This is a genomic window from Haloferax namakaokahaiae, assembly GCF_042663225.1.
Lineage (GTDB): Archaea > Halobacteriota > Halobacteria > Halobacteriales > Haloferacaceae > Haloferax > Haloferax namakaokahaiae.
Map to the genome: position 1 here is coordinate 335,128 of NZ_JBHTAA010000005.1, position 20,569 is coordinate 355,696.

Below are 20,569 nucleotides of genomic sequence, written 5' to 3' on the forward strand. Positions count from 1 at the left end.
CTCACACCTTCGGCTGAACTCTCTCGCAACTCTCTCCCAATTCGTTCTAGAATTCGGCTCGGACTCCGGTCGGGTACGGGACTGGTTCGAACCGCAGTCGTCAGAGAACCGACTCGAAGCGTTCGACGTGGAAGGCGACGGCATCGTCGCCCGTGACTTCGGGATACCGTGGCCGCGTCACGATGCCACTCGAATCGACGGCCGACCGGGCAATCGCCGCGAGCCGGTAGGCGGGCGGGATGTCGGGGTACGAACCGACGGACTCGTAGCCCGATTTGAACGCCGCTCGGAGCGGTGTCCCATCGGCGACGTACCAGTCGGCGACGAGGTGTTCGGCCTTTGCGACCGAGAGACCGGGGGCGGCGGCGAGCGGTGCGCCCCAGTCGAGGATGGCAGACACCTCACCGTCCGCGAGGAGGGCGTTTCCGGGTCTGAAATCCCACGGAAAGAGCGTCGATGGCGGCGACTCGGGGAGCACAGACTCTTCGAGTGCGGCCGTGAGTTCGGGACGCACGTCGTCGAACGCCGACGGAAGCGCGTCGATTCCGGCACGGGCGTACGACTTGAACCACGGTCCCCACTCGGTTTCGCCGTTCGCGTGCATGCTCGCAGCGTCGGTCTGCGACGAGTCGAGACCGATTTCGCCGTAGCTCTCGAACGAGAACGTCTCGTGGAGTTCGGCGAGCGAGCGACCGAACGTGTGCGCGACGTGTCGCTGGGCCGGTGGGTCGAGTTCGACGAACTGCTCGTGGAGGTCGGAACCGGTCGCGTGTTCGACCACCGCGTAGCCCAGTCCATCGAATCTTCCCGTCGCAAACACTTCCGGCACCGGCACACCGGTCCGCTCCCGAATCGCCTCGGAGAGTACCGTCTCGACGCGAATACCGTCTGTATCAGGAGTGAGCTGGACGACCACGGAGTGGTCGTTGCCGAACGTCACGATAGCGGTCTGTTTGTGATTTCCGCGAGCGGGATGCGTCACCGACGCCGCCTCTCGCGCCGGAAACTCGCGGGCGAGAATATCCTCGACGACATCCGCAGGCTCGTCCATGCCAGTTTCGTATGAAGTCGAAGGAGATAGCCTCGGCGGAAAAAGCCCGGCAGAATAGTCGTCAGTCGCTCGGGTGAAGCGCGGCCGCCAACTCGTGGAGCGATTCGAAGACGAACTCTGGCGCGTAGCCGTCCATCGAGTCGATGTGTGCTGGCTCTTCCGGACACCACGCGGCGCTGAGTCCGGCGTTCTGTGCGCCTTCTACGTCGAATTCGAGCGAGTTCCCGACGTAGAGGCTCGTCTCCGCCCGCACCGAGAGCGCGTCGAGCGCGTGGTCGAACGGGTCGGCGTGCGGCTTCCGTCTGGGCATGTCGCCGGCGAAGACGACCACGTCGAATGCGTCTTCGAGACCGAGCGCGCCGATTTTAATCGACTGTCGGTGCTCGGGTCCGTTCGTAATGAGGCCGACGTGCCCGACCACTGCGGCGGCTTCGAGCGCGGCAACCGCCCCCGAGCGAAACGAGACGGCCGTGTGGTCCACCGTCTCCATGAACCCTGTTGCGAGCGCGGCGGTATCGACCGATTCGAAGCCGTACTTGTCCGCGACTCGCTCGAACCCGTTCACGAGGTAGCCCTTCGGGTCGTTCGGGTCTGGCGCGCCCGCGAGCGCCGACCAGAGGTCACCCGGTTCGCCGAACGCCTCGATTCCGGCGGTTTCGAACGCCCCGAAGTAGATGGTCTCCTCGTCTTGGTCGTGCGTACAGAGCGTCCCGTCGAGGTCGAACAGCACCGCGTCGTACGAAGCCACGAGTGGACTAGGTATGGCGAGGATAAAACGGTCGCCGTTGGTGCAGTGTGCCGCTCGAACCGCTCCTACGCCCGCTCGTCGCTGTCTATCTCGTGATACACCGACACGTGTTCCAGCAGTTCGGCCTTCGTATCGAAGTGTTCGCCACACAGGTCGCACGTGAAATCGGCTCTGCGTTCGTCGGTGGAACTCATGGTAGAAATTTGACGTTCGAACGCCTTAACGACACGCCCGAGAGGACGGGACTCGGCGTCAGTAGCCCTTGCCGAGCAGTTCGCGGGCGATGATGGTCTTTTGAATCTCCGTCGTTCCCTCGTAGATTTGGGTGATCTTCGAGTCGCGGTAGAGGCGCTCGACGTCGTGGTCGTTGACGAAGCCAGCGCCGCCGTGAATCTGGACCGCCTCGTCGGCGACGTCCGTCGCAACGTCGGAGGCGAACTCTTTGGCCATCGACGCGAGCGCCGTCAACTGGTCTTCGTCGTTGTCCACGCTCCACGCCGATTTATACGTCAACTGGCGGGCCGCCTCGGTCCGGGTGTGCATCTCGCTCAGTTTGTGCTGGATGGCCTGGAAGTCGCTAATCGACCGCCCGAACTGCTCGCGCTCTTTGGCGTATTCGAGTGCGCGCTCGCAGGCACCCTTGGCGATACCGACGCCTTGGGCGGCGACGGCCGTCCGCGTCTCGTCGAAGAACTGCATGAGTTGGAGAAAGCCCATGCCGCGGGTGCCGACGAGGTTCTCCTCGGGTACGCGCACGTCGTCGAGGATGAGTTCGGCGGTGTCGCTGGCGCGGATGCCCATCTTCCCGGTGATTTTGTCGGCCGAGAAGCCGTCTCGGTCGGCCTCGACGAGAATCTGCGAGAAGCCGGAGTAGCGGTCCTCCGCGTCCGGGTCGGTCTGGCACATGACGACGAAGTAGTCGCCGACGCTCCCGTTGGTAATCCACATCTTGTTCCCGTTGAGCACCCACTCGTCGCCGTCTTTCTCGGCGCGGGTTCGGACGCCAGTCACGTCGGACCCGGCCTGCGGTTCGCTGATGGCCGCGCCCATGACGGACTCGCCCTCGACGATTGGCGGGAGGTAGCGCTCTTTCTGCTCGTCGGTGCCGAAGGCGATGATGGCCTCCGCGCCGAACCCCGCGCTCGTGATGCAGAGACCGATACCGGGGTCCACCGCGAACAGTTCCTCGGTGACGAGTGCGTTTTCGAGCGAAGAGTAGCCGACGCCACCGTATTCGACGGGGAAGTGTGCGCCCGTCAACCCCATCTTGGCGGCCTCTTTGACGATGTCGTGGGGGTACTTCTCTTCCTCGTCGTACTCGCTTGCGACGGGGGCGATTTCGTTCTCGGCGAATCGACGGACCTCCTCTTTGATGGCCCGTTGTTCGTCGGTGAGGTTGTAGTCCATGATTGTTAGTTGCAAACGTGCCTCATATTGCTTGTCACACTGAGAACAACGTGCGAGGAGTGGAAACGGATCAGACGACAGGCTTGTGGTCCGACTGCTCGCGTCGTTCCTTCACGATTTCCTGCCAAATCGGTCTTGTCGCTCCCGACCCTACGTGTGCCATGAAGCGTCGTACAGTACTCGCCCTCTCAGCCGTCGGTCTCGCAGTCGCAGGCATCCTTGTCACCCGTACGTTCGGGTCCGACGACGTCGAACAGGTCCCCTACACCGTGGTCGAAGAGTTCCGCGGTGTAGAACTCCGCCACTACCCGACGACAGTCACCGTCGAGACGAGCGCGCGGAACTCGAACGCCGCGTTCCGGCGTCTGTTCAACTATCTCTCCGGTGCGAATCGAACCCGACAGAAGGTTTCGATGACCGCGCCGGTCCAGACCGACCAGTCGAGTGCGAAGATTCCCATGACCGCGCCCGTCGCAACCGAACCGGGTGACGAGGGCATGCAGATGGCGTTCTTCCTGCCCGCGGAGTACGACTACGAGAGCGCCCCGCGGCCGACCGACCCGGCGGTCGAACTCGCCGAACACCCGGCGCGGACGCTCGCGGTTCGACAGTTCTCGTGGCTCGCCACCGACCGCCGAACGAAGTCGCAGACCGACGCGCTCGTCGCTACGCTCGCCGAGGAGTCCGTCCCCATCGTCGGCGAACCGTTCTTGTTGCAGTACGACTCGCCGTGGACGCTCCCGTTCTTACGGACGAACGAAGTCGCAGTCGAGGTCCAGCGCCGGACCGCCGGCCGACCGGGGAACTGAGTCGAGCACGGTGGCACCTGACTCAGGACTCGGGTTCGTACACTTCGACGTCCGGCCGTTGTGAGGTCGGAACGAGCGGCAGTTCGACGACGAACGTTGACCCGCGCGGGTCGTTATCTTCGACCCACACGTCGCCCTCGAAGTTGGAGACGATGGTTTTGACCAGGTAGAGACCGATACCCGTCCCGCGGCTTTCGATGCCGCGTTCACCCTCGCCGAAGACTCGTTCTTTTCTGTCGTCTGGGATGCCCGGCCCGTCGTCGCTGATTGTGACCGTCGCGGTGTCCGCTGTGACCGAGAGCGAAACGTCGATAGTCGGGTTTTCGGTGTCGTTGTGGACGACGGCGTTCTTCAGGAGATTCTCGAAGACCGAATCGAGAAGGTCGTTCGCTATGACCGTCGCTCGCGGACACGACGAGAGTGATACCGTCGCGTTCGGATAGCCTTCGCGGATGGCCTCGACGGCGGCGGTGAGGATGTCCGCGACGTTGACGTGTCGAACCCGGTCTGCATCGTCGGTCGCACGCATCAAATCACCGAGCACGTCGGTCAACTCGACGGTGTGCATCGCCCGACGGAACGCCGTGTTGAGTTGTCCACGCCCGGTCTCGGAGAGCGGTTCGTGTTCGAGGACGAGGTCGATGTACGACGTGACCAACTGCATGTCGTTTCGGATGTCGTGGCGGACGATTCGATTGAACACTTCCAGTTCGGCGTTGCGCGCCTGCAACGACAGTTCGTACTGCTTTCGGTGGGTCACGTCCCGAACCGTAACCACCCACCCGACCGGTGTACCCGCCCGGGTGAGCGTGTGGCGTTTGAGTTCGACGAAGCGGTCGCCAGCGTTCGGAACCGGAAGGTCGATTGGGTCGCCCTCCGGTTCGAGTTGGTCGTACAGTGGAACGCAGGACGCGGCGTCCATCCCCACGTACGGGTCGCTCGTATCGAGCAACGTCGAGACGGTGTCGGTGACGTGTACGACCGTCTCGGCGGTATCGAGGACGATGAGACCGTCCGCGGAGTGCTCTCCCGCCATCGCGTAGGCGAGCGGACGCAAGTCGAGGAGTCTGTAGCGAAACACGCCGACACCGAAGGCGGCCGCCGGAATCGCCAGCGAGACGGGAATCATGTTCACGCCACCGGCCAGCGGCGGCGTGTGTGTCAACTCGAAGGCGGCGACGAGGAGCGGGACGACCATGCCGCCGAGGAGGAGGTACGCCTGCGGCCGGACCGGTTTGGAGACTCGCAGTGCGTAGTGTGCGATGACGCCGAGTGCGAGCAGTAGGACGACGATGTTGTAGCCGAGTCCGAAGATGCTCACCGGGCCGTCGTGGACGCGGAGGAAGTGAACGCCATCATCCACGAACACTTCGTAGCCGGTGTACCCGAGCTGATTCGGGTTGAACACGAGCGCGAGGACGAACAGCAGGGGAACGACGTACAACAGCGCGGCCGTCCGACGAGTGACCCACTCGTGTCTGTCCGTGTAGGCGAGCGCGAACAACAGAAACGCCGGTGGAGCGGCCGCCGCGCCGACGTGGAGGGCGATGTACGCGGTCAGCTTCGAAGTCGGGTCAACGAGTAGAAGTTTGACCACGCTCACGGTGGTCCAGACGGTGACGCTAGCGGCGAGCGCCGTGAACGGGACGAGAATCGAGTTCCCACGCTTTTGCCGACTAAACGAGACTGCATACGCAGTGAGAAACGCACTCGTCACTGCTGCGAAGACCATCGGATAAGCGTAGGCGGTATCCTGCCACTGCATGTTTCTCACAACCCGACCTCACCAACACACAATTGGATGTGAGTTGAATTCCCCGCGAACGGTCAGATAGTACAACGGACGATATCATACCAAATAAAGACAGTCATCGACTCGTCGTGACGGAGAGAGTGAACGAGCGAAACTGGAAGTGGTCACGGACGGGTGGGTCGTTCGCTGAACACGACGGCGGAGGACAGCGAGTTACTCGTGAAGCTCTTCTTCGACGAGCGTGACCGCTTGCGACACCGCACCGACGGTCGTCAGATAGCCCGCGCCGACGGTCGCTTTCATCGCCTTCGCGGCGCTTCCGCGGAAGATTTGCGGGCCGACCTGCGCGACGGCGCTGTCGCCGATAGAGACGATCCAACCGGGAACGTCGAAGCGGTACGGGTCGGGTCGCGGTGGGAAGTCGCCGTGTTCGTCGTGCTGTGCGTATCGAACTTGGTCCGCGATGTTCTTCGCCACGACCTTCGCCTCTCGAATCGCGGCCGACGCGCTCGCTGGCACGGGTTCGCCGTCGGCATCGACAGCGCGGGCCGCATCGCCGACGACGAAGGTTCGCGCGTCGAGTCTGAGGTCTGCACGGACTGGCGGTCGCTCGTTAGCCATCGCCTCGCTACCGCCGATTCCGCCCGCCCAGATGAGCATGTCGTAGTCGATATCGCCGGTATCCGTCTCGACCGTGGATTCCGTGGCACGTTCGACGGTGGTCTCGGTTCGAATCTCGACGCCGCAGTCGAGTAACTCGTCGCGGACGGCGCGCTGGAACGCCGGGGCGAACGCCGGGGCGACCGTGCCTAACTGTTCGAGAACGACGATATCCGTCGCCGCGTCCTCCTCGTCGCGGAGCGCGGCGAGTTCGCCGGCGATTTGGACACCCGAGAGTCCGGCACCGCCGATGACGACCGTTCCGCCGTGAGTGCAGGCTTCGAAGAAACGCTCGCGGATGGCGGCAGCGTCGGCGAGGCGTTTGAGCGGGAGGGCGTGTTCCTCGACGCCGGGAATCCCGAAGTAGTTGGTTTCGCCGCCGAGACAGACCGCACAGTAGTCGTAGCGGAGCGAGTCACCGTCGGCGAGATGCACCCGTCGGGCATCCCGGTCGAGACCCGTCACGCGGTCGATGACGACCTCCGCGCGGTCGAAGAGGTCGTCCAAGGGGAGGGAAATCGCGTCGGCGATAGTGGGGTGTCGAATCGCGCGGTGAACCTCGTGTTGGACGAGGTGGGTCGGCGCGTCGTTGACCACGATGAGGTCGGCGCTGTCGGGAAGCGAGCGTTCGAGGTCACGGGCGAGTGTGACGCCTGCATAACCAGCGCCGAGTACGAGGACACGCATACTCGTTGCCAGGAGCGCGAAGAAAAAGAGGGTGACGGCGTTGGAAGCGGGTGACGGCGACTTAGAACAGCGCTTCGGACTCGTCGAGGACTTCTGCGGGTCCGCCGACGGTCCACACGTCGGTTTCGACACCGCAGTCGGCGATGGCTTCCTCGACGCGTTCGACGTGTTCCTCGGTCGTGTTGACGTAGACGCTCGCGCCCGTGTCGGTCGAGAAGTAGACGGGGATATCTTCCTCTTTGCGGAGTTGGCGAACCGTGTTGAACACCTCGATAGTGCGCGGTTGCCAGTAGACCCAGCCGGCGGGACCGGTCATCGTCGTCGCGGCGAGCGAGAGCGAGTCGTGCTCGGCGAGTTCGAACGCGGCGTCGAAGTCGTCTTCGTAGAGCGCCTCGCGCATGTCGTCGATTTGGGGGATGACGTGGGCCATCCGCGCTTGGAACATGTGACTGTCCTCTGCCTCGGCGTGTGCCTGTTCGGTCTCCTTGTAGGCGGGGACGTGCGCGGCGACGATGCGCAGGTCGTCTTCGAGGTCGGTCTCGATGCGCTCGGAGCGGCAGTCGATGTCGTTCATCCCCGAGTAGAGGTGCGAGACCGCACCCGTGACCGCGCGGGCGGCGGAGGCCGACCCGCGGCGGGCGATAGTCGAGATTTCTGGGCGCGTCATGTCGAGACCGGCGGCCTCGGCGAGCGCCATCGCGGCGGCGGCGAAACCGGACGCAGACGACCCGAACCCGATGTTCGAGGGGAAGGAGTTCTCGCTCTCTAATCGGACTCGGTGGTCGAAGCCAGCGAGTTCGCGGACTCGGTCCACGACGTCGCAGATGCGCTCTGCGCCGCGACCCTCGACTTCCTCGCCGCCGATGACGTACACGTCTTCCTCGGCGTCGGGGAGGAACTCGACCGTCGTCTTCGTGTGACTCGGGGCCGTACAGACGCTGATGCTGTCGTGATACGGCATTCTGCGTTCCGAGTCTCGCATCCCGTGATACTTCACGAGGCCCTGAATCGGGTGGGCCTTGGCGGTGGCCTTCATAGACGAAAAGCCGTCAGACTGTGGGTTAAACGTCCCGATAGGTCACGGAACTCGATGCGCGAAGCATCTGGTGCTCGTGAGTTCCGGAGAGAAGTGCTCGCTGTGTGTCGTGTGTTAGTCTTCTGCTCGCTCTTCTGCGTGGCCGCGCTGCCAGACGTTCGTCACGCTTTCGCCGGACGGCGGTGTGTGGCTCACGTCTCGCATCGTCTGTTTCGGTCGGTTTCGGTTTGTCTCGCTCATTGTGACAAGAGGTGACATGGCCAGCAATAAGCGTTTCGCGGATATTATATTACGACTTATTATCATACTAGGACCATGGTTGGCGGGTACGGTGAGATGCGGACGCGTCTCGAACAGACGCCAGACGGGCGGCGACTCGTCGTCTCGCGCGTGATATCGGCATCCACAGCGGAGTGCTGGAGGCTCCTGACCGACGTCGAATACTGGCCAGCGTGGGGACCGAGCGTCTCGGCGGTCCGAGGAGTCGCCGGCCGCATCGAAGCGGGAAGTCACGGCGAGGTTCGCGTCGCGGGCGTGTGGGTTCCGTTTACCGTCGAGACGTACGAACGGAACCGCTGGACGTGGCGAATCGCCGGAATTCCTGCGACGGGCCACAGAGTCCGACCGTGGGGTGTCGATTCGTGTCTCGTCTCGTTCGAAGTCCCACTCGCGGCGGCACCCTACGCGGCCGTCTGCGCCGTCGCTCTCGAACGAATCGCCACGCTCGCACGCACAGAAGACCAACCCACCGGGGCGTCGGAGGACGCCGATTAGAAGACGAACAGGAAGAGAACGACGACGACGACGACGAGCAGGGCGACTGCCGCGAGGGCGAACCCAGTGCTACTCGATTCCGCCGTTGCTTCGGCCGCTTGCGCCGCCGCCTCCTCTTCATCGACTTCTCGAAGGACGTCTTCGAACTCCGGTTCGAAGGGTTCGTGGTACTCGTCGATTATCTGTTCGCCCATCTCGTTGGCTTCGAGTTCCTCGACGAGGTCCGAAATTCCGACGAGTTCCAGGGGGACTTCGACCTCTTCGACCGGAACGAGCAGTTCCGGTTCGAACGTCTCGGGGTCGTCGTCTTCCCCCAGTTCGGAGAGTTGCTCGTCGGTTGCGAACGCATACGCGAGCGTCTCCCTCGCGTCTTCCTCGTCACCAGTCGTGATGATAGTCCCGTCCACACCGCGGTCTTCACAGCGTTCTGCGAACGCCGACGCGGCGTGTTCGCTGAAATCGGCCGTCACATCGACCCACACGACTTCCCTCGGCGCGTCTGCGTCGGAGGGAGCAGCAAAGAGGAACATTTTGCCGTCTCGTTCGGCCCGTTTGGTACGCTCACCACGGGCGCGGTAGAGTCGCTCGACGACGGTCGTGAGGTCATCAATCTCGAGAAAAGAGACTACGTTCTCCAGCGATACGTCACTCATTCGTCCACAGAGACAGCGTGCCGTGAGATAAATTTTCCGCGAGATTACCAAATGTGAAATTTAGACGCGCTACGACGGGCGAACGAGTTCGAACCGGTCGGTCAACTTCGCGTACTCGCTCCCGGCGAGACGCCCGACCGCGTCCAGCTTCTTCGTATCGAGTTTTCCATCCGTCAGCACGTCGTCGGCGACGTGTGCGTGGACGACTTCGGCGAGGATGAGCGTCGAAGAGCCGACTTCCATGCTGTCGTACAGCGTGCATTCGAACGAGACGTGGGCGTCCGCGACGCGCGGCGCGTTCACGACCGTCGATTCGGCCTTCTCGATGCCGACGTGGTCGAACTCGTCAACGTCGGCCGGAACCGTCGCCGCGGTCTGGTTCATCGCTTCGACGAGGTCCTCGGTGACGATGTTGACGACGAACTCGCCGTGTTCGATAGCGTTTCGCGGGGTGTCTTTCAACGAATCGCCGTGACCGACGGGTGCGAAGACTAGAATCGGCGGGTCGATGCTGGCGACGGTGAAGAAACTGTACGGCGCGAGATTGTCGGCGGGTTCGCCGCGTGAACTCACCCACGCGATGGGCCGGGGAACGACCGCACCCGACAGGAGCCGATACGGTGAGCCGAACTCGGTTGGCGACCCTTCCATCAGTGTACCTCCGCGCTCACGGTGGTGTGCTGTGATGTGTACATACTGGTGACAAAAGGTGGGACGTGGGAAGAAACTGTGCCGTTAGAACAGGCCGAGACCGAGCGCGTACGACCACGTGCTACTACTGAGCGCGAGGAACGTGAGCGACCCGCCGAGGATGACGACGTTCTTGAGGAAGTTCGTCATCTCGCTCTGTTGTTGGTCTTCGGGCACCGCCCAGAAGTCGTGGAACAACGGCGTCGAGACGAGCATGAAGAGCGCGACTGCACCCGCTGCGAGCGCCGGGAACGCACCGAGTGCGATTCCGATACCGCCGAAGACGAGCATCCCGCCGGAGAAGACGACGCCGAGTCGAGGAGCAGGGAGGCCCTTCATCTCCGCGTAGCCCGTCATCTGCTCGACGTTCATGAAGTGATTGAGTCCCATGAACGCGATGACCGCGCCGAAGAGGACGCGAGCGAGCAGGAACGCAACGTCTGCGCCCGGTGCGGCGAATTGGAGCACGGTAGTCATCGGCCGTCCTCCGTCGTAGCCGTGTTCGATTGACGGTCCGTCGTAACGCTGGCTGTTCTCATTACGTTACCTAATACGCCCTCGCACCCCCATATATGTTTGCTGGCATACATGTCACCGGGTTACTATCGGCGTACCAGGTGACGAAACCGTCACGTGGGCGGCGATGACCATACCTTTAATGGTTGATATAACTCCGTGGTATGTCAATCTCGACTGAGACTCTCGAATTCGGTACTTACCTGGTAACTACCGTGTGTGTTTTGCCGAAAGATATACCCCCTCTGACACACGACTGTAATTGGGACGTGATTGACATGAATGCAAATCGAAATTGGGGTGAAACCCATGAGTGAAGCCTGGAACGCAGCAGGCTACATTGCGAGTTCACGGTATCGACTCGCCGTCTGCGAGTATCTCGACGAAAACGGGTCCGGTCTCCCCTCCCGTATCGCATCGGATACAGGGCTCGCCCAACCGCACGTATCCCGTGCACTTTCAGAACTACGTGAGAAGAACATCGTGGAACTTCTTGTTCCCGAATCACAGCAAAAAGGCCGACTGTACGGACTGACCGACCTCGGTGTCGCTGCGTACAAGAAAGTCGCAGTTGACCGCCTCGGCGAACTTGCGGTCGTCGAACCGACCGAGTTTCCGAACACCAACTTAGTCACCGAACTCACCAACGCATACGCAGGACAACTGCGTGGCATCGTCTGGTGTGAACCGGACCAGACGTGGGTCTGTTTCACCGCCGACGAACTGTCGAGAGACTACGACACCGAGACGCTCAAAGCGTTGGTTTCGACGCTCACGAACGGTGAACCGGTCGATACGGACACGGGCGGTGGTCCAGCAGGTGACATCCAGTTCGTGGTCTACGGTCTCGAAGACGCCCTCATCGTCAGAGTCCAACTAGATTCGGAGACCGACCTCCTCGTCTCCGTCGAGTTAGGATTCGACGAATCGATTACCGAACTTGCGGAGTCGTGCCAAGAAGTTGCTCTTACTGCCCCCATCGAAGGGCGTGTTAACTAGTTTCGGGACGAACCGGCCCCTATGACGACACCACCGAGCGTCGTCGGGGTCGATGGCTGTCGAACCGGGTGGGTGTGTGCGTATACGACTGCTCACGCCCTTCACATCGAAACACTTCATTCATTTTCTGTGGTGAGAGACCTGGCGGTCGAACTTGACGCCGAGCGAGTGCTCGTCGATATACCGATTGGTCTCCCCGAAACCGGTCGCAGGTCGTGCGATTCGATTGCCCGCGAGTTGATGGGTTCCCGTGCGGCGACGGTCTTCTACGCACCGGTCCGTGCGGTCCTCGACGAATCCACACACGAACGTGCGAGCGCCGTGAATCGAGCCCAAAGCGGGTACGGACTCTCCGTTCAGGCGTGGCATCTCGTTCCGAAAATCCGTGAAGTCGATGCGGTGTTGCAAACACACCCCGACGCACGCGGCCGGATTCTCGAAGCGCACCCAGAACTCGCCTTTCGCGCGTTCGCCGGTGAGCCACTTTCGGCGAAGAAATCGACCGAGGCTGGTCGGAGTCGCCGTCTCGAACTCCTGCGAGATGAGTTTGGAGACGCCGACCCAGAAGCGGTCTACCGAGAGACGGTGGCACAGACGTACCGAAAAGACGTCGCACGCGACGACGTCATCGATGCACTGGTACTCGCGGCGAGCGCCCGACGGCCACTGGAATCGCACCCGGCGTCACCGCCGACAGACGCGACGGGACTCCCGATGGCGATTCACGAACCACTGACTTCGACGCGGGAGATGTGACTTCAATGTCATTCAGAAATACCCCGAACTAGCTCATCAATATAATATGTATTCCCCAATAGGGTTTCGTATGTCCACTACAAGAAGATTTTTATGCATGGTGTTCAACTTACTATCCGGCGTGGTCGTTGTATCCATAACTCACCGCCCAATGTACGCCCACTGCGTGACTTAGTACCAGCCAGTCAGTCAGTCAAAGTGGACGGCCACGCCTGTGCCACCCGAATCCTCGCGTGAATTCGATACCCAACAGCCGACGGGTCAAACGAGTCGGCGACGTTCTCCGAGCCGAACTCTCGCTTACAGCCGGCGTCATCATCGACTGGGCTCGCGCTCTGGGACCGATTCGACGGAACCGACCCGTTCGCGCCACTCGGTCCGCCCACCACGGACCTCGGCGTGACACCCGACGCCGATCGAACAACGGGACGCGTAGAACCCCTCGTCTGACTGCTATGCGCCGGTTCCGATACCGAACATTCGCGTCGTCCCCCACGAGGTGACGACGATGCCGACGATGAACGCGGCAAGTGCGCCCATCATCGGGAACGGGTCCAGTGCTGGGCCGCCGAGAAACGGGCCGCGAACGATGAGAAACGACGAACCAAGCGCTATTCCAAGTCCGATACTCGATACGACTGTCAAGAACAGCCGTACCACTCCTATCCCACGAGTGTCCCCACGGAAGCTCATAGACGTTCAACTATCGGAGAACCTCTTTAACGATTTGGCCGTTTTTCAGACCAGTTAGTACCGAACGTCGAACCCGCGTTCGCCCGCCGGGTCCTCGTACGTGACTGCCACGCCTTCGACGTTCGCCATCGGACTGCCGTCGTGACACCACTCGACCATCGACTCGACCGCCTCACGCTCGCCTTCGAACACGGCCTCGACGCGGCCGTCGTCGAGGTTCTTCACCCAGCCATCGACGCCGTGGTCGCGGGCGGTGTCGCGGGTGGTCGCGCGGTAGTACACTCCTTGGACGCGGCCGCTGACGAAGACGTGTGCACGGGTTCGGTCGCTCATGGATTCGTGTTCGCCGGCCGAACCCAAAGGCGTGGTGTCTGCGATACTCTCACGACCGCCGACCGAATCGTGAGTATCTAAGTACGGGCCATACAACCCACGAGCATGGAACTCTTCGGCACTGCCGGTATTCGCGGTCCCGTGGTGACTCGGGTGACGCCCGAACTCGCCCTGCAGGTGGGACGCGCCGCCGGACTCGCCGCACTCGAATCGGACGGGCAAACCGAGTTCGTCGTCGGCCGAGACGGTCGAACCACCGGGCAAGGACTGGCCGCGGCCGTCGAAGCGGGGTTGCTCTCCGCGGGCGCGGACGTGACTCGTATCGGCGTCGTTCCCACCCCGACGCTCGCGTTCGCCTCGCAGGGTCGCCGCGGCGTCATGCTCACCGCTTCGCACAACCCGCCGGCCGACAACGGCATCAAGATGTTCGTCGATGGGCAGGAGTACGACCGAGACCTCGAACGGGATATCGAGCAGCGCGTCGAAGCGGGTGCATCTCCCGTCGCGTGGGACGACTGGGGCGCGAGCGGCGACGCCGACGTGCTCGATGCCTACCGCGCGGCAGTGGTCGAATTCGCCGAACAGTACGGCGAACCCGCGGAGGGCCTGAACGTCGCCGTGGACTGCGGGAACGGCATGTCCGCGCTGGGGACGCCGCAGGTGCTCCGCGACCTCGGCGCGCACGTCGTCACGCTCAACGCGCAGGTCGATGGCCACTTCCCCGGCCGCGAGTCCAAGCCCACCCCCGAGACGCTGCGAGACCTCCGGGCGTTCGTCGCCGAGGGCGAATTCGACTTCGGTATCGGTCACGACGGCGACTCCGACCGCATCGTCATCATCGACAGCGAGGGCGAAGTCGTCCACGAGGACACGATCATCGCCATCGTCGCCGAGCAGTACGTCCGCGTGAGCGACGTTGCGGACCCCGTCGTGGTGACGACGCCCAACGCCTCCGGTCGAATCGACGAGCGTGTCCGCGAGGCGGGCGGCCGCGTCGAGCGCGTCCGACTCGGCGCGCTCCACGAGGGTATCGCCAGCGCCCGCGCCGCGGGCGGTGACGTGGTGTTCGCCGCCGAACCGTGGAAACACATCCACACCGCCTTCGGTGGCTGGATAGACGGCGTCGCCTCCGCGGCGCTCATCACGCGTCTCGTCGCCGCGTCGGGTCTCGACGGCCTGCGCGAACCCGTCACCGAGCGCCCCTACCGAAAAATCAGCATCACCTGCCCCGACGAGAAGAAAGCGCCAGCGATGGCGGCACTCGAAACGTCGCTGCCCGAGGAGATGGACCCCGAATCGCTCGATACCGAGTACGGCGTCCGACTCGAATTTCCCGACGCATCGTGGACGCTCGTCCGCCCCTCGGGGACCGAACCCTACATCCGCGTCTACGCCGAAGCCGACGACGTGGACGACCTCGTCGCACGCGTGAGCGCCGTCGTCGAAGCCGAAATCGACGCCGCCTGAGCGGCGAAATTGCCGCTCGTTGATGTGTCTGTTTCGCTGAAAATCGGGAGACAACTATCCGAACGCGAATAGTTGACACTCCGCACTTGTGCAGTTAGAGTGCAGAGTTGTGTGTATCTACGGTGTGTCTGCGGTGAGAAACGACACCTTTATCCAATTTTCACTACCCCGATATCAATAGGAGTTCATAGACATGGACAGACGAACATTCGTCAAATCGGCAGGGGTTGCAGGTCTCGTTGGCCTCGCAGGTTGTACGGGCGGCGGCCCATCGGAAGGCGGCCAAGAAGAGACGACGACCGAGAGCGGTGGCGAAGAGACCACCGAGAGCGGTGGCGAGCAGACGACCACCGAAGAGGAGATGTCCGGACCATCGGCCAACGTCGGCATGGTCTACGCACTCGGCGGTCTCGGTGACAAGTCGTTCAACGACGCCGCAAAGCGCGGTGTCGATCAGGCTGAGTCCGAACTCGGCATCGCCTACGACGAAGCACAGCCGTCTGCGGCAGAGGAGTTCCCGCAGTTCCAGCGCCGCTTCGCACAGTCGTCGAACCCGGACTACGACCTCGTCTCGTGTATCGGCTTCGCGCAGGCGTCTGCGCTCACCGAGACGGCACCGAACTTCCCGGAGCAGAACTTCATGATCGTGGACAGCGTCGTCGAGCAGGACAACGTCGCGTCCTACGTCTTCCGCGAAGAGCAGGGTTCGTTCCAGGTCGGCTACCTCGCCGGTCTGCTCACGACCCAGGACTTCTCCGCAGGCAGCGGTTCGACGAACCCCGACCAGAAGAACGTCGGCTTCGTCGGTGGTGTCGATGCACCGCTCATCCGCAAGTTCCAGGCTGGCTTCGAGGCCGGTGTCGCCTACGCCGACGAGGAAATCTCCGTTGACGTCGCGTACGCCGGTTCGTTCTCCGACTCCGCGAAGGGGAAGGAAATTGCGACCTCGATGTACGAGAACGGCGCAGACATCGTCTACCACGCCGCCGGTGGCGTCGGTCTCGGTGTCTTCCAGGCCGCAAAGGAGCAGGGCAAGTTCGCCATCGGTGTTGACTCCGACCAGTCCATCACCGAACCGAACTACGCCGACGTCATCCTCGCCTCGATGGTCAAGCGTGTCGAGACGGCGGTCTTCACGTCCATCGAGAACGTGGTCAACGACTCGTTCAACGGCGGCGAAGCGGTCACCCTCGGCCTCGAAGAAGAGGGTGTCGGCGTCGCCTACGGTGCCGAACTCGGTGCCGACATCTCGGACGACATCAAGGCCGAACTCGACGCGTCCGCCGAAGCCATCATCGCCGGCGACATCGACGTCCCGACGACGACCGAATAAGCGGACCCGATTTCACGCTTTTTACTGCGCGTCCCAGCCAACCAGCGATGGCCATCTTCGGGGGCGAATATTGCCGCTTTCGTACGTCACCCTACCGAACTATCTCTCTCGTTGAATCGTCCAATTCGCCGCACAGGGCCATAGACCCGTGCGGAAGGCTACCGAAGCGAAGCGAATCCCACGAGTTTAAGCGAACCCCCTCGAAAAGAGGTTCAAGATGAGCACCGCCGTTCATCTCGACGGGATTACAAAGCGGTTCCCCGGCGTCATCGCCAACGACGACGTGGACCTGACCGTCGAGCAAGGCACGGTGCACGCACTTCTGGGTGAAAACGGGGCCGGGAAGACGACGTTGATGAACGTCCTCTACGGACTCTACGAACCCACGGAGGGGACTGTCAACATCGACGGCGAACCGCAGGACTTCAACAACCCTGGGGACGCAATCGCCGCCGGTGTCGGGATGATTCACCAGCACTTCATGCTGGTTGACCCCATGACAATTGCTGAGAACATCGTTCTCGGCAACGAACCGCGCAAGTGGTTCGGAACCACCGTTGACCGGGAGCGCGCGCGCCAAGAAGTCGTCGAGCTTTCACAACGATACGGATTCGACGTTGACCCTGACGACACCGTCGAAGACGTGAGCGTCGGCGTCCAGCAACGCGTCGAGATTCTCAAGGCACTCTACCGCGGTGCCGATATCCTCATCCTCGACGAGCCGACGGCAGTTCTGACACCCCAGGAGGTCGAAGAGCTGTTCGCCGTCTTCGAGGAACTCACCGCGCAGGGCAAGACGATTATCTTCATCAGCCACAAGCTCGGTGAAGCGATGCACGCCGCCGACGACATCACCGTCCTCCGCGACGGCAAGAACGTCGGCACGGTCGATGCCAAGGAGACCTCGCGCGAAGAACTCGCCGAGTTGATGGTCGGCCGCGAAGTCCTGCTCGAACCCAAGAGCGAACCCCGAGAACCGGGCGAGCAGGTGCTCTCCGTCGAGGGCGTCAACGCCAACGACAACCGCGGCATCCCCGCCGTGGACGACGTGTCGTTCGAAATCCGCGAGGGCGAAGTGTTCGGCATCGCGGGTGTCGATGGCAACGGCCAATCACAACTCGTCGAGGTCATCACCGGCCTTCGCAACCCGACTTCGGGTCGCGTCACCTACAAGGGCCGCGATATCACGCACTCTTCTCGTCGCTCTCGCATCGACGACGGGATGGCGTACGTCCCCGAAGACCGCCACGAACGCGGTTTAGTGATGGACTTCGACCTCGTCCAGAACGGGATTCTCGGGAGCCAACACAACCCCGAGTTCACCAACAGCGGTGCAATCGACTGGCCGAGCGCACGCGGACACGCCGAAGATATCATCCAATCGTACGATGTTCGGCCGCCGCACCCCGACGCGGACGCCGAATCGTTCTCCGGCGGGAACCAGCAGAAGTTCATCGTCGGCCGCGAGTTCGAACGGAACCCCGATTTCGTCGTCGCCACACACCCCACTCGCGGGGTGGACATCGGCGCGATGGAGTTCATCCACGAACGCCTGTTGGACCTCCGGGCGGAGGGCAAAGCAGTACTCCTCATCTCCTCGAAACTCGACGAGGTGCAGGGACTCTCGGACCGCCTCGGCGTCATGCACGACGGCGAACTCATGGACATCGTAGACCCACGCAACACGACCGAAGAAGAGATTGGCCTGCTCATGGCCGGCGAACGACCCGACACCGACGCCGACGAGGCGAACGCAACGGTTGGTGACGCCCAATGAGCGCCAAGGAGAACGCACAGGAAATCCTCCGCCGTCTCACCTCTGCCTCGGCCGCAGAGCGCGTCCTCATCAGCTTCGCCGCGCTCATCATGGCAGTCGTCGTCGGCGCGGTCATCGTCCTCGTCTCCGGACGAGTGGCGACGTGCCAGACGGCCGCGACGACGATTCTCGGCGTCGGCTTCTGTTACGACCCGGTGGACGTGTACCTCGTCCTCTTCAACGGGGCGCTCGGCGAACCGTTCCTACTGAATTCGCCGGAACTCCTGAACCCCAACTGGAACCCGCTCAACTTCGGACTCGCACTCACGCTCAAGGAGGCGACGCTCCTCATCTTCACCGGTCTCTCGGTGGCCGTCGCGTTCCGTGCGGGCCTGTTCAACATCGGGACGCAGGGGCAACTCATCCTCGGCGCGTTGGCGACGGCGCTGTTCGCGTTCTTCGTCGCGCCGATTCTCCCCGGTGGCGTCCTCGGTGGGCTAATCCTGATTCCACTCGCCATCCTCGTCGGCGCGCTCGTCGGCGGCCTGTACGGCGCGATTCCGGGCGCACTCAAGGCCTACGCCGACGCGAACGAGGTCATCACGACCATCATGCTCAACTTCATCGCCGCGCAGGTGGCGTTCGTCCTCGTCAGCGAGTTCTTCCGCAACCCGGACTCGCAGGTCGTCGAGACGACGCCCCTGCCGGACTTTGCGACCCTCCTTCCGGTCGCGTTCCCGCAGGGTGGTGACTTCTCCATCCTCGCGCTCGTGTTCGCGCTCGTGCTCGTCGTCGTCGTCTGGTACCTGCTCGAACAGACCTCGTTCGGGTACGACCTCCGGACGAGCGGCGAACAGCCCGAAGCCGCCGAGTACGGTGGCGTCGATGCCAAGCGCACGACGGTCATGAGCATGTTCCTCTCCGGTGCACTCGGTGGCATCGGCGGCGCAGTGTGGGTGCTCATGGTCATGGGCAAGTTCCAGGCGGGCGTCCCCTCGCTCGGGTTCGACGGCATCACGGTGACGATTCTCGCGGGCAACAACCCGTTCGGAATCATCCCCGCGTCGCTCCTGTTCGGGACGCTCAAGTCCGGGTCGCTCGCGGTGCAGTTCCAGACCGGCGTCCCGAAACAACTCGTGGGAGTGCTCCGCGGCCTCATCATCCTCTTCGTCGCCATGCCGGAGTTCTTCCGCATGCTCGGGTCGTACGTCAACCTCGAACCCGAGCGCGAAGAAGTGGCGACCGATGGCGGTTCCCTCCTCGGAGGTGACGACGAATGAGCACGACAACAATCGACCGACTCCGCGACACCGAACTATCGTACCGAGCGACGCTCGTCGGCGGTGCGGTGAGCGTCTTCCTCCTCATCGCCATCCTCGGCGTCGTCTTCCCGCAGAGCATCTGGGCCAACCTCTTCGGCATCCTCACCAGTCGCAGCACGCTCTCGTCGGCGCTGCGTCTGGCGGTGCCGATTACCTTCGCCGCACTGGGCGGCATCTTCTCCGAGAAGGCCGGTATCGTCAACATCGGTCTCGAAGGTCTGCTCATCATCTCGGCTTTCACGGCCGTCATCACGACGGCCATCGTCGGCCCGCAGATGACCATCGTCGGCCTGCCGGCGCTCTGGATCGGCTTCTTCGCGGGCATCCTCGCGTCGGTGCTCTTCTCGGCGCTGTTCGCCGTCGTCTGCATCCGCTTCAAAGCCGACCAGATTATCGCGGGTCTCGCAGTGTGGCTCATCGCCCTCGGTCTCGCACCGTTCGCCGCGACGGTCTACTACGGCGGCGTCAACACCAACAACCTCGGCACGTCGCTGGGAACGTGGACGGTTCCCGTCCTCTCCGACATTCCGTTCTTCGGCGCGCTGTTCGACGCCGACCCCTCGGTGTACATGATGCTCGTCGCCGTCCCGGCCTCGTGGTACGTCCTCAACCGAACCGCGTTCGGCCGCCACGTTCGCGCCTCGGGTGAGAACCCGAAAGCACTCGACACGGTCGGTGTCGATGTCAGTCGCGTCCGCTACGCGGGCGTGCTCCTCTCCGGATTCCTGACCGGCATCGGCGGCGCGGCGCTGTCACTCGGTCTCGGCCAGTTCATCGGCAACGACCAGACGATGGTCAACGGCAAGGGCTTCATCGCAATCGTCGCGTACCTCTTCGGGAACTACAACCCGCTCGGCGCGTTCGGCGCGTCGTTCCTCTTTGCGGGTCTCGAAGCCGTTCAGATTCGACTCCAGCAGGTTCCGGGCTACGCGGTTCCGGACTCGCTCATCCAGACGATTCCGTACGTCACGGTCATCGTCGTCCTCGCGCTCGTCGGGCGCACGCGAATCCCGGCGGCCGCGGGTGAGCATTACGACACGGGCGACGACAACAGATAAGTTCGGATTCGGTGTTCGAACCGGGTTCGACGCCCCCATTTTCTTCGAGTTGTTCCGTCCGCGAACGA

At 62.8% G+C, this 20,569-nt stretch carries 22 protein-coding genes; 9 read left to right on the forward strand and 13 right to left on the reverse strand.

Features of this window, described 5'->3' with window-relative positions; all coding sequences use genetic code 11:
* Positions 1–100: 100 nt before the first annotated feature.
* The 4 genes from ACFQJC_RS09145 to ACFQJC_RS09160 all read right to left on the reverse strand — a co-directional run bounded on the left by ACFQJC_RS09145 (position 101) and on the right by ACFQJC_RS09160 (position 3,206).
* On the reverse strand, positions 101–1,051 hold the full coding sequence (locus ACFQJC_RS09145; protein ID WP_390223019.1) for a phosphotransferase family protein: 951 nt from the start codon (positions 1,049–1,051) through the stop codon (positions 101–103).
* Positions 1,052–1,112: 61 nt separating this feature from the next.
* On the reverse strand, positions 1,113–1,799 hold the full coding sequence (locus ACFQJC_RS09150) for an HAD family hydrolase (RefSeq protein WP_390223020.1): 687 nt from the start codon (positions 1,797–1,799) through the stop codon (positions 1,113–1,115).
* Between the two features lie 65 nt (positions 1,800–1,864).
* Complete coding sequence (locus tag ACFQJC_RS09155) at positions 1,865–1,993, reverse strand: hypothetical protein (protein ID WP_390223021.1); 129 nt, start codon at positions 1,991–1,993, stop codon at positions 1,865–1,867.
* 58 nt (positions 1,994–2,051) lie between these two features.
* Complete coding sequence (locus ACFQJC_RS09160) at positions 2,052–3,206, reverse strand: acyl-CoA dehydrogenase family protein (RefSeq protein WP_390223022.1); 1,155 nt, start codon at positions 3,204–3,206, stop codon at positions 2,052–2,054.
* A gap of 161 nt (positions 3,207–3,367) precedes the next feature.
* Between ACFQJC_RS09160 and ACFQJC_RS09165 the strand changes: the two genes are divergently transcribed.
* The gene (locus tag ACFQJC_RS09165) at positions 3,368–4,015 is read left to right on the forward strand and encodes an SOUL family heme-binding protein (RefSeq protein WP_390223023.1); all 648 of its coding nucleotides are present in this window, start codon (positions 3,368–3,370) and stop codon (positions 4,013–4,015) included.
* A 22-nt stretch (positions 4,016–4,037) separates the two neighbouring features.
* Here the strand turns inward: ACFQJC_RS09165 and ACFQJC_RS09170 are convergent, their stop codons facing one another.
* From ACFQJC_RS09170 to ACFQJC_RS09185, 4 genes are all read right to left on the reverse strand, one after another.
* Positions 4,038–5,780: a sensor histidine kinase gene (locus tag ACFQJC_RS09170; protein ID WP_390223024.1), complete on the reverse strand. Its 1,743-nt coding sequence runs from the start codon at positions 5,778–5,780 to the stop codon at positions 4,038–4,040.
* 201 nt (positions 5,781–5,981) lie between these two features.
* Positions 5,982–7,115 carry an NAD(P)/FAD-dependent oxidoreductase gene (locus ACFQJC_RS09175; protein ID WP_390223025.1) on the reverse strand — a complete coding sequence of 378 codons (1,134 nt, stop codon included), beginning with the start codon at positions 7,113–7,115 and terminating at the stop codon, positions 5,982–5,984.
* A gap of 61 nt (positions 7,116–7,176) precedes the next feature.
* Positions 7,177–8,151, reverse strand: coding sequence for a phosphomevalonate decarboxylase MvaD (gene mvaD / locus ACFQJC_RS09180; protein ID WP_390223026.1), 975 nt, complete (start codon positions 8,149–8,151; stop codon positions 7,177–7,179).
* Positions 8,152–8,265: 114 nt separating this feature from the next.
* Positions 8,266–8,391 carry a hypothetical protein gene (locus ACFQJC_RS09185; protein WP_390223027.1) on the reverse strand — a complete coding sequence of 42 codons (126 nt, stop codon included), beginning with the start codon at positions 8,389–8,391 and terminating at the stop codon, positions 8,266–8,268.
* 75 nt (positions 8,392–8,466) lie between these two features.
* Between ACFQJC_RS09185 and ACFQJC_RS09190 the strand changes: the two genes are divergently transcribed.
* Positions 8,467–8,925 (forward strand): SRPBCC family protein, encoded by a 459-nt coding sequence (locus ACFQJC_RS09190; protein ID WP_390223028.1) that lies wholly within the window; start codon positions 8,467–8,469, stop codon positions 8,923–8,925.
* Here the strand turns inward: ACFQJC_RS09190 and ACFQJC_RS09195 are convergent.
* The 3 genes from ACFQJC_RS09195 to ACFQJC_RS09205 all read right to left on the reverse strand — a co-directional run bounded on the left by ACFQJC_RS09195 (position 8,922) and on the right by ACFQJC_RS09205 (position 10,745).
* Positions 8,922–9,578 (reverse strand): hypothetical protein, encoded by a 657-nt coding sequence (locus tag ACFQJC_RS09195; RefSeq protein ID WP_390223029.1) that lies wholly within the window; start codon positions 9,576–9,578, stop codon positions 8,922–8,924. The two genes, ACFQJC_RS09190 and ACFQJC_RS09195, sit on opposite strands and share 4 nt — an antisense overlap.
* A gap of 69 nt (positions 9,579–9,647) precedes the next feature.
* The gene (locus tag ACFQJC_RS09200; protein ID WP_390223030.1) at positions 9,648–10,229 is read right to left on the reverse strand and encodes a flavin reductase family protein; all 582 of its coding nucleotides are present in this window, start codon (positions 10,227–10,229) and stop codon (positions 9,648–9,650) included.
* An 84-nt stretch (positions 10,230–10,313) separates the two neighbouring features.
* Positions 10,314–10,745 carry a DoxX family protein gene (locus ACFQJC_RS09205; RefSeq protein WP_390223031.1) on the reverse strand — a complete coding sequence of 144 codons (432 nt, stop codon included), beginning with the start codon at positions 10,743–10,745 and terminating at the stop codon, positions 10,314–10,316.
* Positions 10,746–11,093: 348 nt separating this feature from the next.
* Here ACFQJC_RS09205 and ACFQJC_RS09210 point away from each other — a divergent pair, with 348 nt between their 5' ends.
* Both ACFQJC_RS09210 and ACFQJC_RS09215 read left to right on the forward strand, forming a co-directional pair.
* The gene (locus ACFQJC_RS09210) at positions 11,094–11,783 is read left to right on the forward strand and encodes a winged helix-turn-helix domain-containing protein (RefSeq protein WP_390223032.1); all 690 of its coding nucleotides are present in this window, start codon (positions 11,094–11,096) and stop codon (positions 11,781–11,783) included.
* A gap of 21 nt (positions 11,784–11,804) precedes the next feature.
* Positions 11,805–12,539 (forward strand): DUF429 domain-containing protein, encoded by a 735-nt coding sequence (locus ACFQJC_RS09215; RefSeq protein WP_390223033.1) that lies wholly within the window; start codon positions 11,805–11,807, stop codon positions 12,537–12,539.
* Positions 12,540–12,992: 453 nt separating this feature from the next.
* Here the strand turns inward: ACFQJC_RS09215 and ACFQJC_RS09220 are convergent, their stop codons facing one another.
* Positions 12,993–13,232, reverse strand: a complete 240-nt coding sequence (locus tag ACFQJC_RS09220; protein ID WP_390223034.1) for a DUF8132 family protein — start codon at positions 13,230–13,232, stop codon at positions 12,993–12,995.
* Positions 13,233–13,286: 54 nt separating this feature from the next.
* Positions 13,287–13,565 (reverse strand): acylphosphatase, encoded by a 279-nt coding sequence (locus tag ACFQJC_RS09225; protein ID WP_390223035.1) that lies wholly within the window; start codon positions 13,563–13,565, stop codon positions 13,287–13,289.
* A 105-nt stretch (positions 13,566–13,670) separates the two neighbouring features.
* On the opposite strand from ACFQJC_RS09225, the gene ACFQJC_RS09230 reads away from it, so the two are divergent.
* The 5 genes from ACFQJC_RS09230 (at position 13,671) to ACFQJC_RS09250 (ending at position 20,501) form a co-directional block, all read left to right on the forward strand.
* Positions 13,671–15,032 carry a phosphopentomutase/phosphoglucosamine mutase gene (locus ACFQJC_RS09230; protein WP_390223036.1) on the forward strand — a complete coding sequence of 454 codons (1,362 nt, stop codon included), beginning with the start codon at positions 13,671–13,673 and terminating at the stop codon, positions 15,030–15,032.
* Between the two features lie 193 nt (positions 15,033–15,225).
* Positions 15,226–16,365: a BMP family lipoprotein gene (locus tag ACFQJC_RS09235; RefSeq protein ID WP_390223037.1), complete on the forward strand. Its 1,140-nt coding sequence runs from the start codon at positions 15,226–15,228 to the stop codon at positions 16,363–16,365.
* Between the two features lie 217 nt (positions 16,366–16,582).
* A complete protein-coding gene (locus ACFQJC_RS09240) occupies positions 16,583–18,142 on the forward strand; it encodes an ABC transporter ATP-binding protein (RefSeq protein ID WP_390223038.1) in 1,560 nt (519 codons plus the stop codon).
* Entirely contained in the window at positions 18,139–19,401 is a 1,263-nt protein-coding gene (locus ACFQJC_RS09245) for an ABC transporter permease (protein ID WP_390223039.1), read from the forward strand. Before ACFQJC_RS09240 ends, ACFQJC_RS09245 begins: the two co-directional genes overlap by 4 nt.
* Complete coding sequence (locus ACFQJC_RS09250; RefSeq protein WP_390223040.1) at positions 19,398–20,501, forward strand: ABC transporter permease; 1,104 nt, start codon at positions 19,398–19,400, stop codon at positions 20,499–20,501. The genes ACFQJC_RS09245 and ACFQJC_RS09250 overlap by 4 nt, the downstream gene beginning before the upstream one ends.
* Positions 20,502–20,569 lie beyond the last annotated feature (68 nt).

Bases quoted from the DNA above. Each gene is read 5' to 3' on its own strand.
- ACFQJC_RS09145 (WP_390223019.1), bottom strand. From the start codon at position 1,051: ATGGACGAGCCTGCGGATGTCGTCGAGGATATTCTCGCCCGCGAGTTT.
- ACFQJC_RS09155 (WP_390223021.1), bottom strand. From the start codon at position 1,993: ATGAGTTCCACCGACGAACGCAGAGCCGATTTCACGTGCGACCTGTGT.
- ACFQJC_RS09160 (WP_390223022.1), bottom strand. From the start codon at position 3,206: ATGGACTACAACCTCACCGACGAACAACGGGCCATCAAAGAGGAGGTC.
- ACFQJC_RS09165 (WP_390223023.1), top strand. From the start codon at position 3,368: ATGAAGCGTCGTACAGTACTCGCCCTCTCAGCCGTCGGTCTCGCAGTC.
- ACFQJC_RS09170 (WP_390223024.1), bottom strand. From the start codon at position 5,780: ATGCAGTGGCAGGATACCGCCTACGCTTATCCGATGGTCTTCGCAGCA.
- ACFQJC_RS09175 (WP_390223025.1), bottom strand. From the start codon at position 7,115: ATGCGTGTCCTCGTACTCGGCGCTGGTTATGCAGGCGTCACACTCGCC.
- mvaD (WP_390223026.1), bottom strand. From the start codon at position 8,151: ATGAAGGCCACCGCCAAGGCCCACCCGATTCAGGGCCTCGTGAAGTAT.
- ACFQJC_RS09185 (WP_390223027.1), bottom strand. From the start codon at position 8,391: ATGAGCGAGACAAACCGAAACCGACCGAAACAGACGATGCGAGACGTG.
- ACFQJC_RS09190 (WP_390223028.1), top strand. From the start codon at position 8,467: ATGGTTGGCGGGTACGGTGAGATGCGGACGCGTCTCGAACAGACGCCA.
- ACFQJC_RS09195 (WP_390223029.1), bottom strand. From the start codon at position 9,578: ATGAGTGACGTATCGCTGGAGAACGTAGTCTCTTTTCTCGAGATTGAT.
- ACFQJC_RS09200 (WP_390223030.1), bottom strand. From the start codon at position 10,229: ATGGAAGGGTCGCCAACCGAGTTCGGCTCACCGTATCGGCTCCTGTCG.
- ACFQJC_RS09205 (WP_390223031.1), bottom strand. From the start codon at position 10,745: ATGACTACCGTGCTCCAATTCGCCGCACCGGGCGCAGACGTTGCGTTC.
- ACFQJC_RS09210 (WP_390223032.1), top strand. From the start codon at position 11,094: ATGAGTGAAGCCTGGAACGCAGCAGGCTACATTGCGAGTTCACGGTAT.
- ACFQJC_RS09215 (WP_390223033.1), top strand. From the start codon at position 11,805: ATGACGACACCACCGAGCGTCGTCGGGGTCGATGGCTGTCGAACCGGG.
- ACFQJC_RS09220 (WP_390223034.1), bottom strand. From the start codon at position 13,232: ATGAGCTTCCGTGGGGACACTCGTGGGATAGGAGTGGTACGGCTGTTC.
- ACFQJC_RS09225 (WP_390223035.1), bottom strand. From the start codon at position 13,565: ATGAGCGACCGAACCCGTGCACACGTCTTCGTCAGCGGCCGCGTCCAA.
- ACFQJC_RS09230 (WP_390223036.1), top strand. From the start codon at position 13,671: ATGGAACTCTTCGGCACTGCCGGTATTCGCGGTCCCGTGGTGACTCGG.
- ACFQJC_RS09235 (WP_390223037.1), top strand. From the start codon at position 15,226: ATGGACAGACGAACATTCGTCAAATCGGCAGGGGTTGCAGGTCTCGTT.
- ACFQJC_RS09240 (WP_390223038.1), top strand. From the start codon at position 16,583: ATGAGCACCGCCGTTCATCTCGACGGGATTACAAAGCGGTTCCCCGGC.
- ACFQJC_RS09245 (WP_390223039.1), top strand. From the start codon at position 18,139: ATGAGCGCCAAGGAGAACGCACAGGAAATCCTCCGCCGTCTCACCTCT.
- ACFQJC_RS09250 (WP_390223040.1), top strand. From the start codon at position 19,398: ATGAGCACGACAACAATCGACCGACTCCGCGACACCGAACTATCGTAC.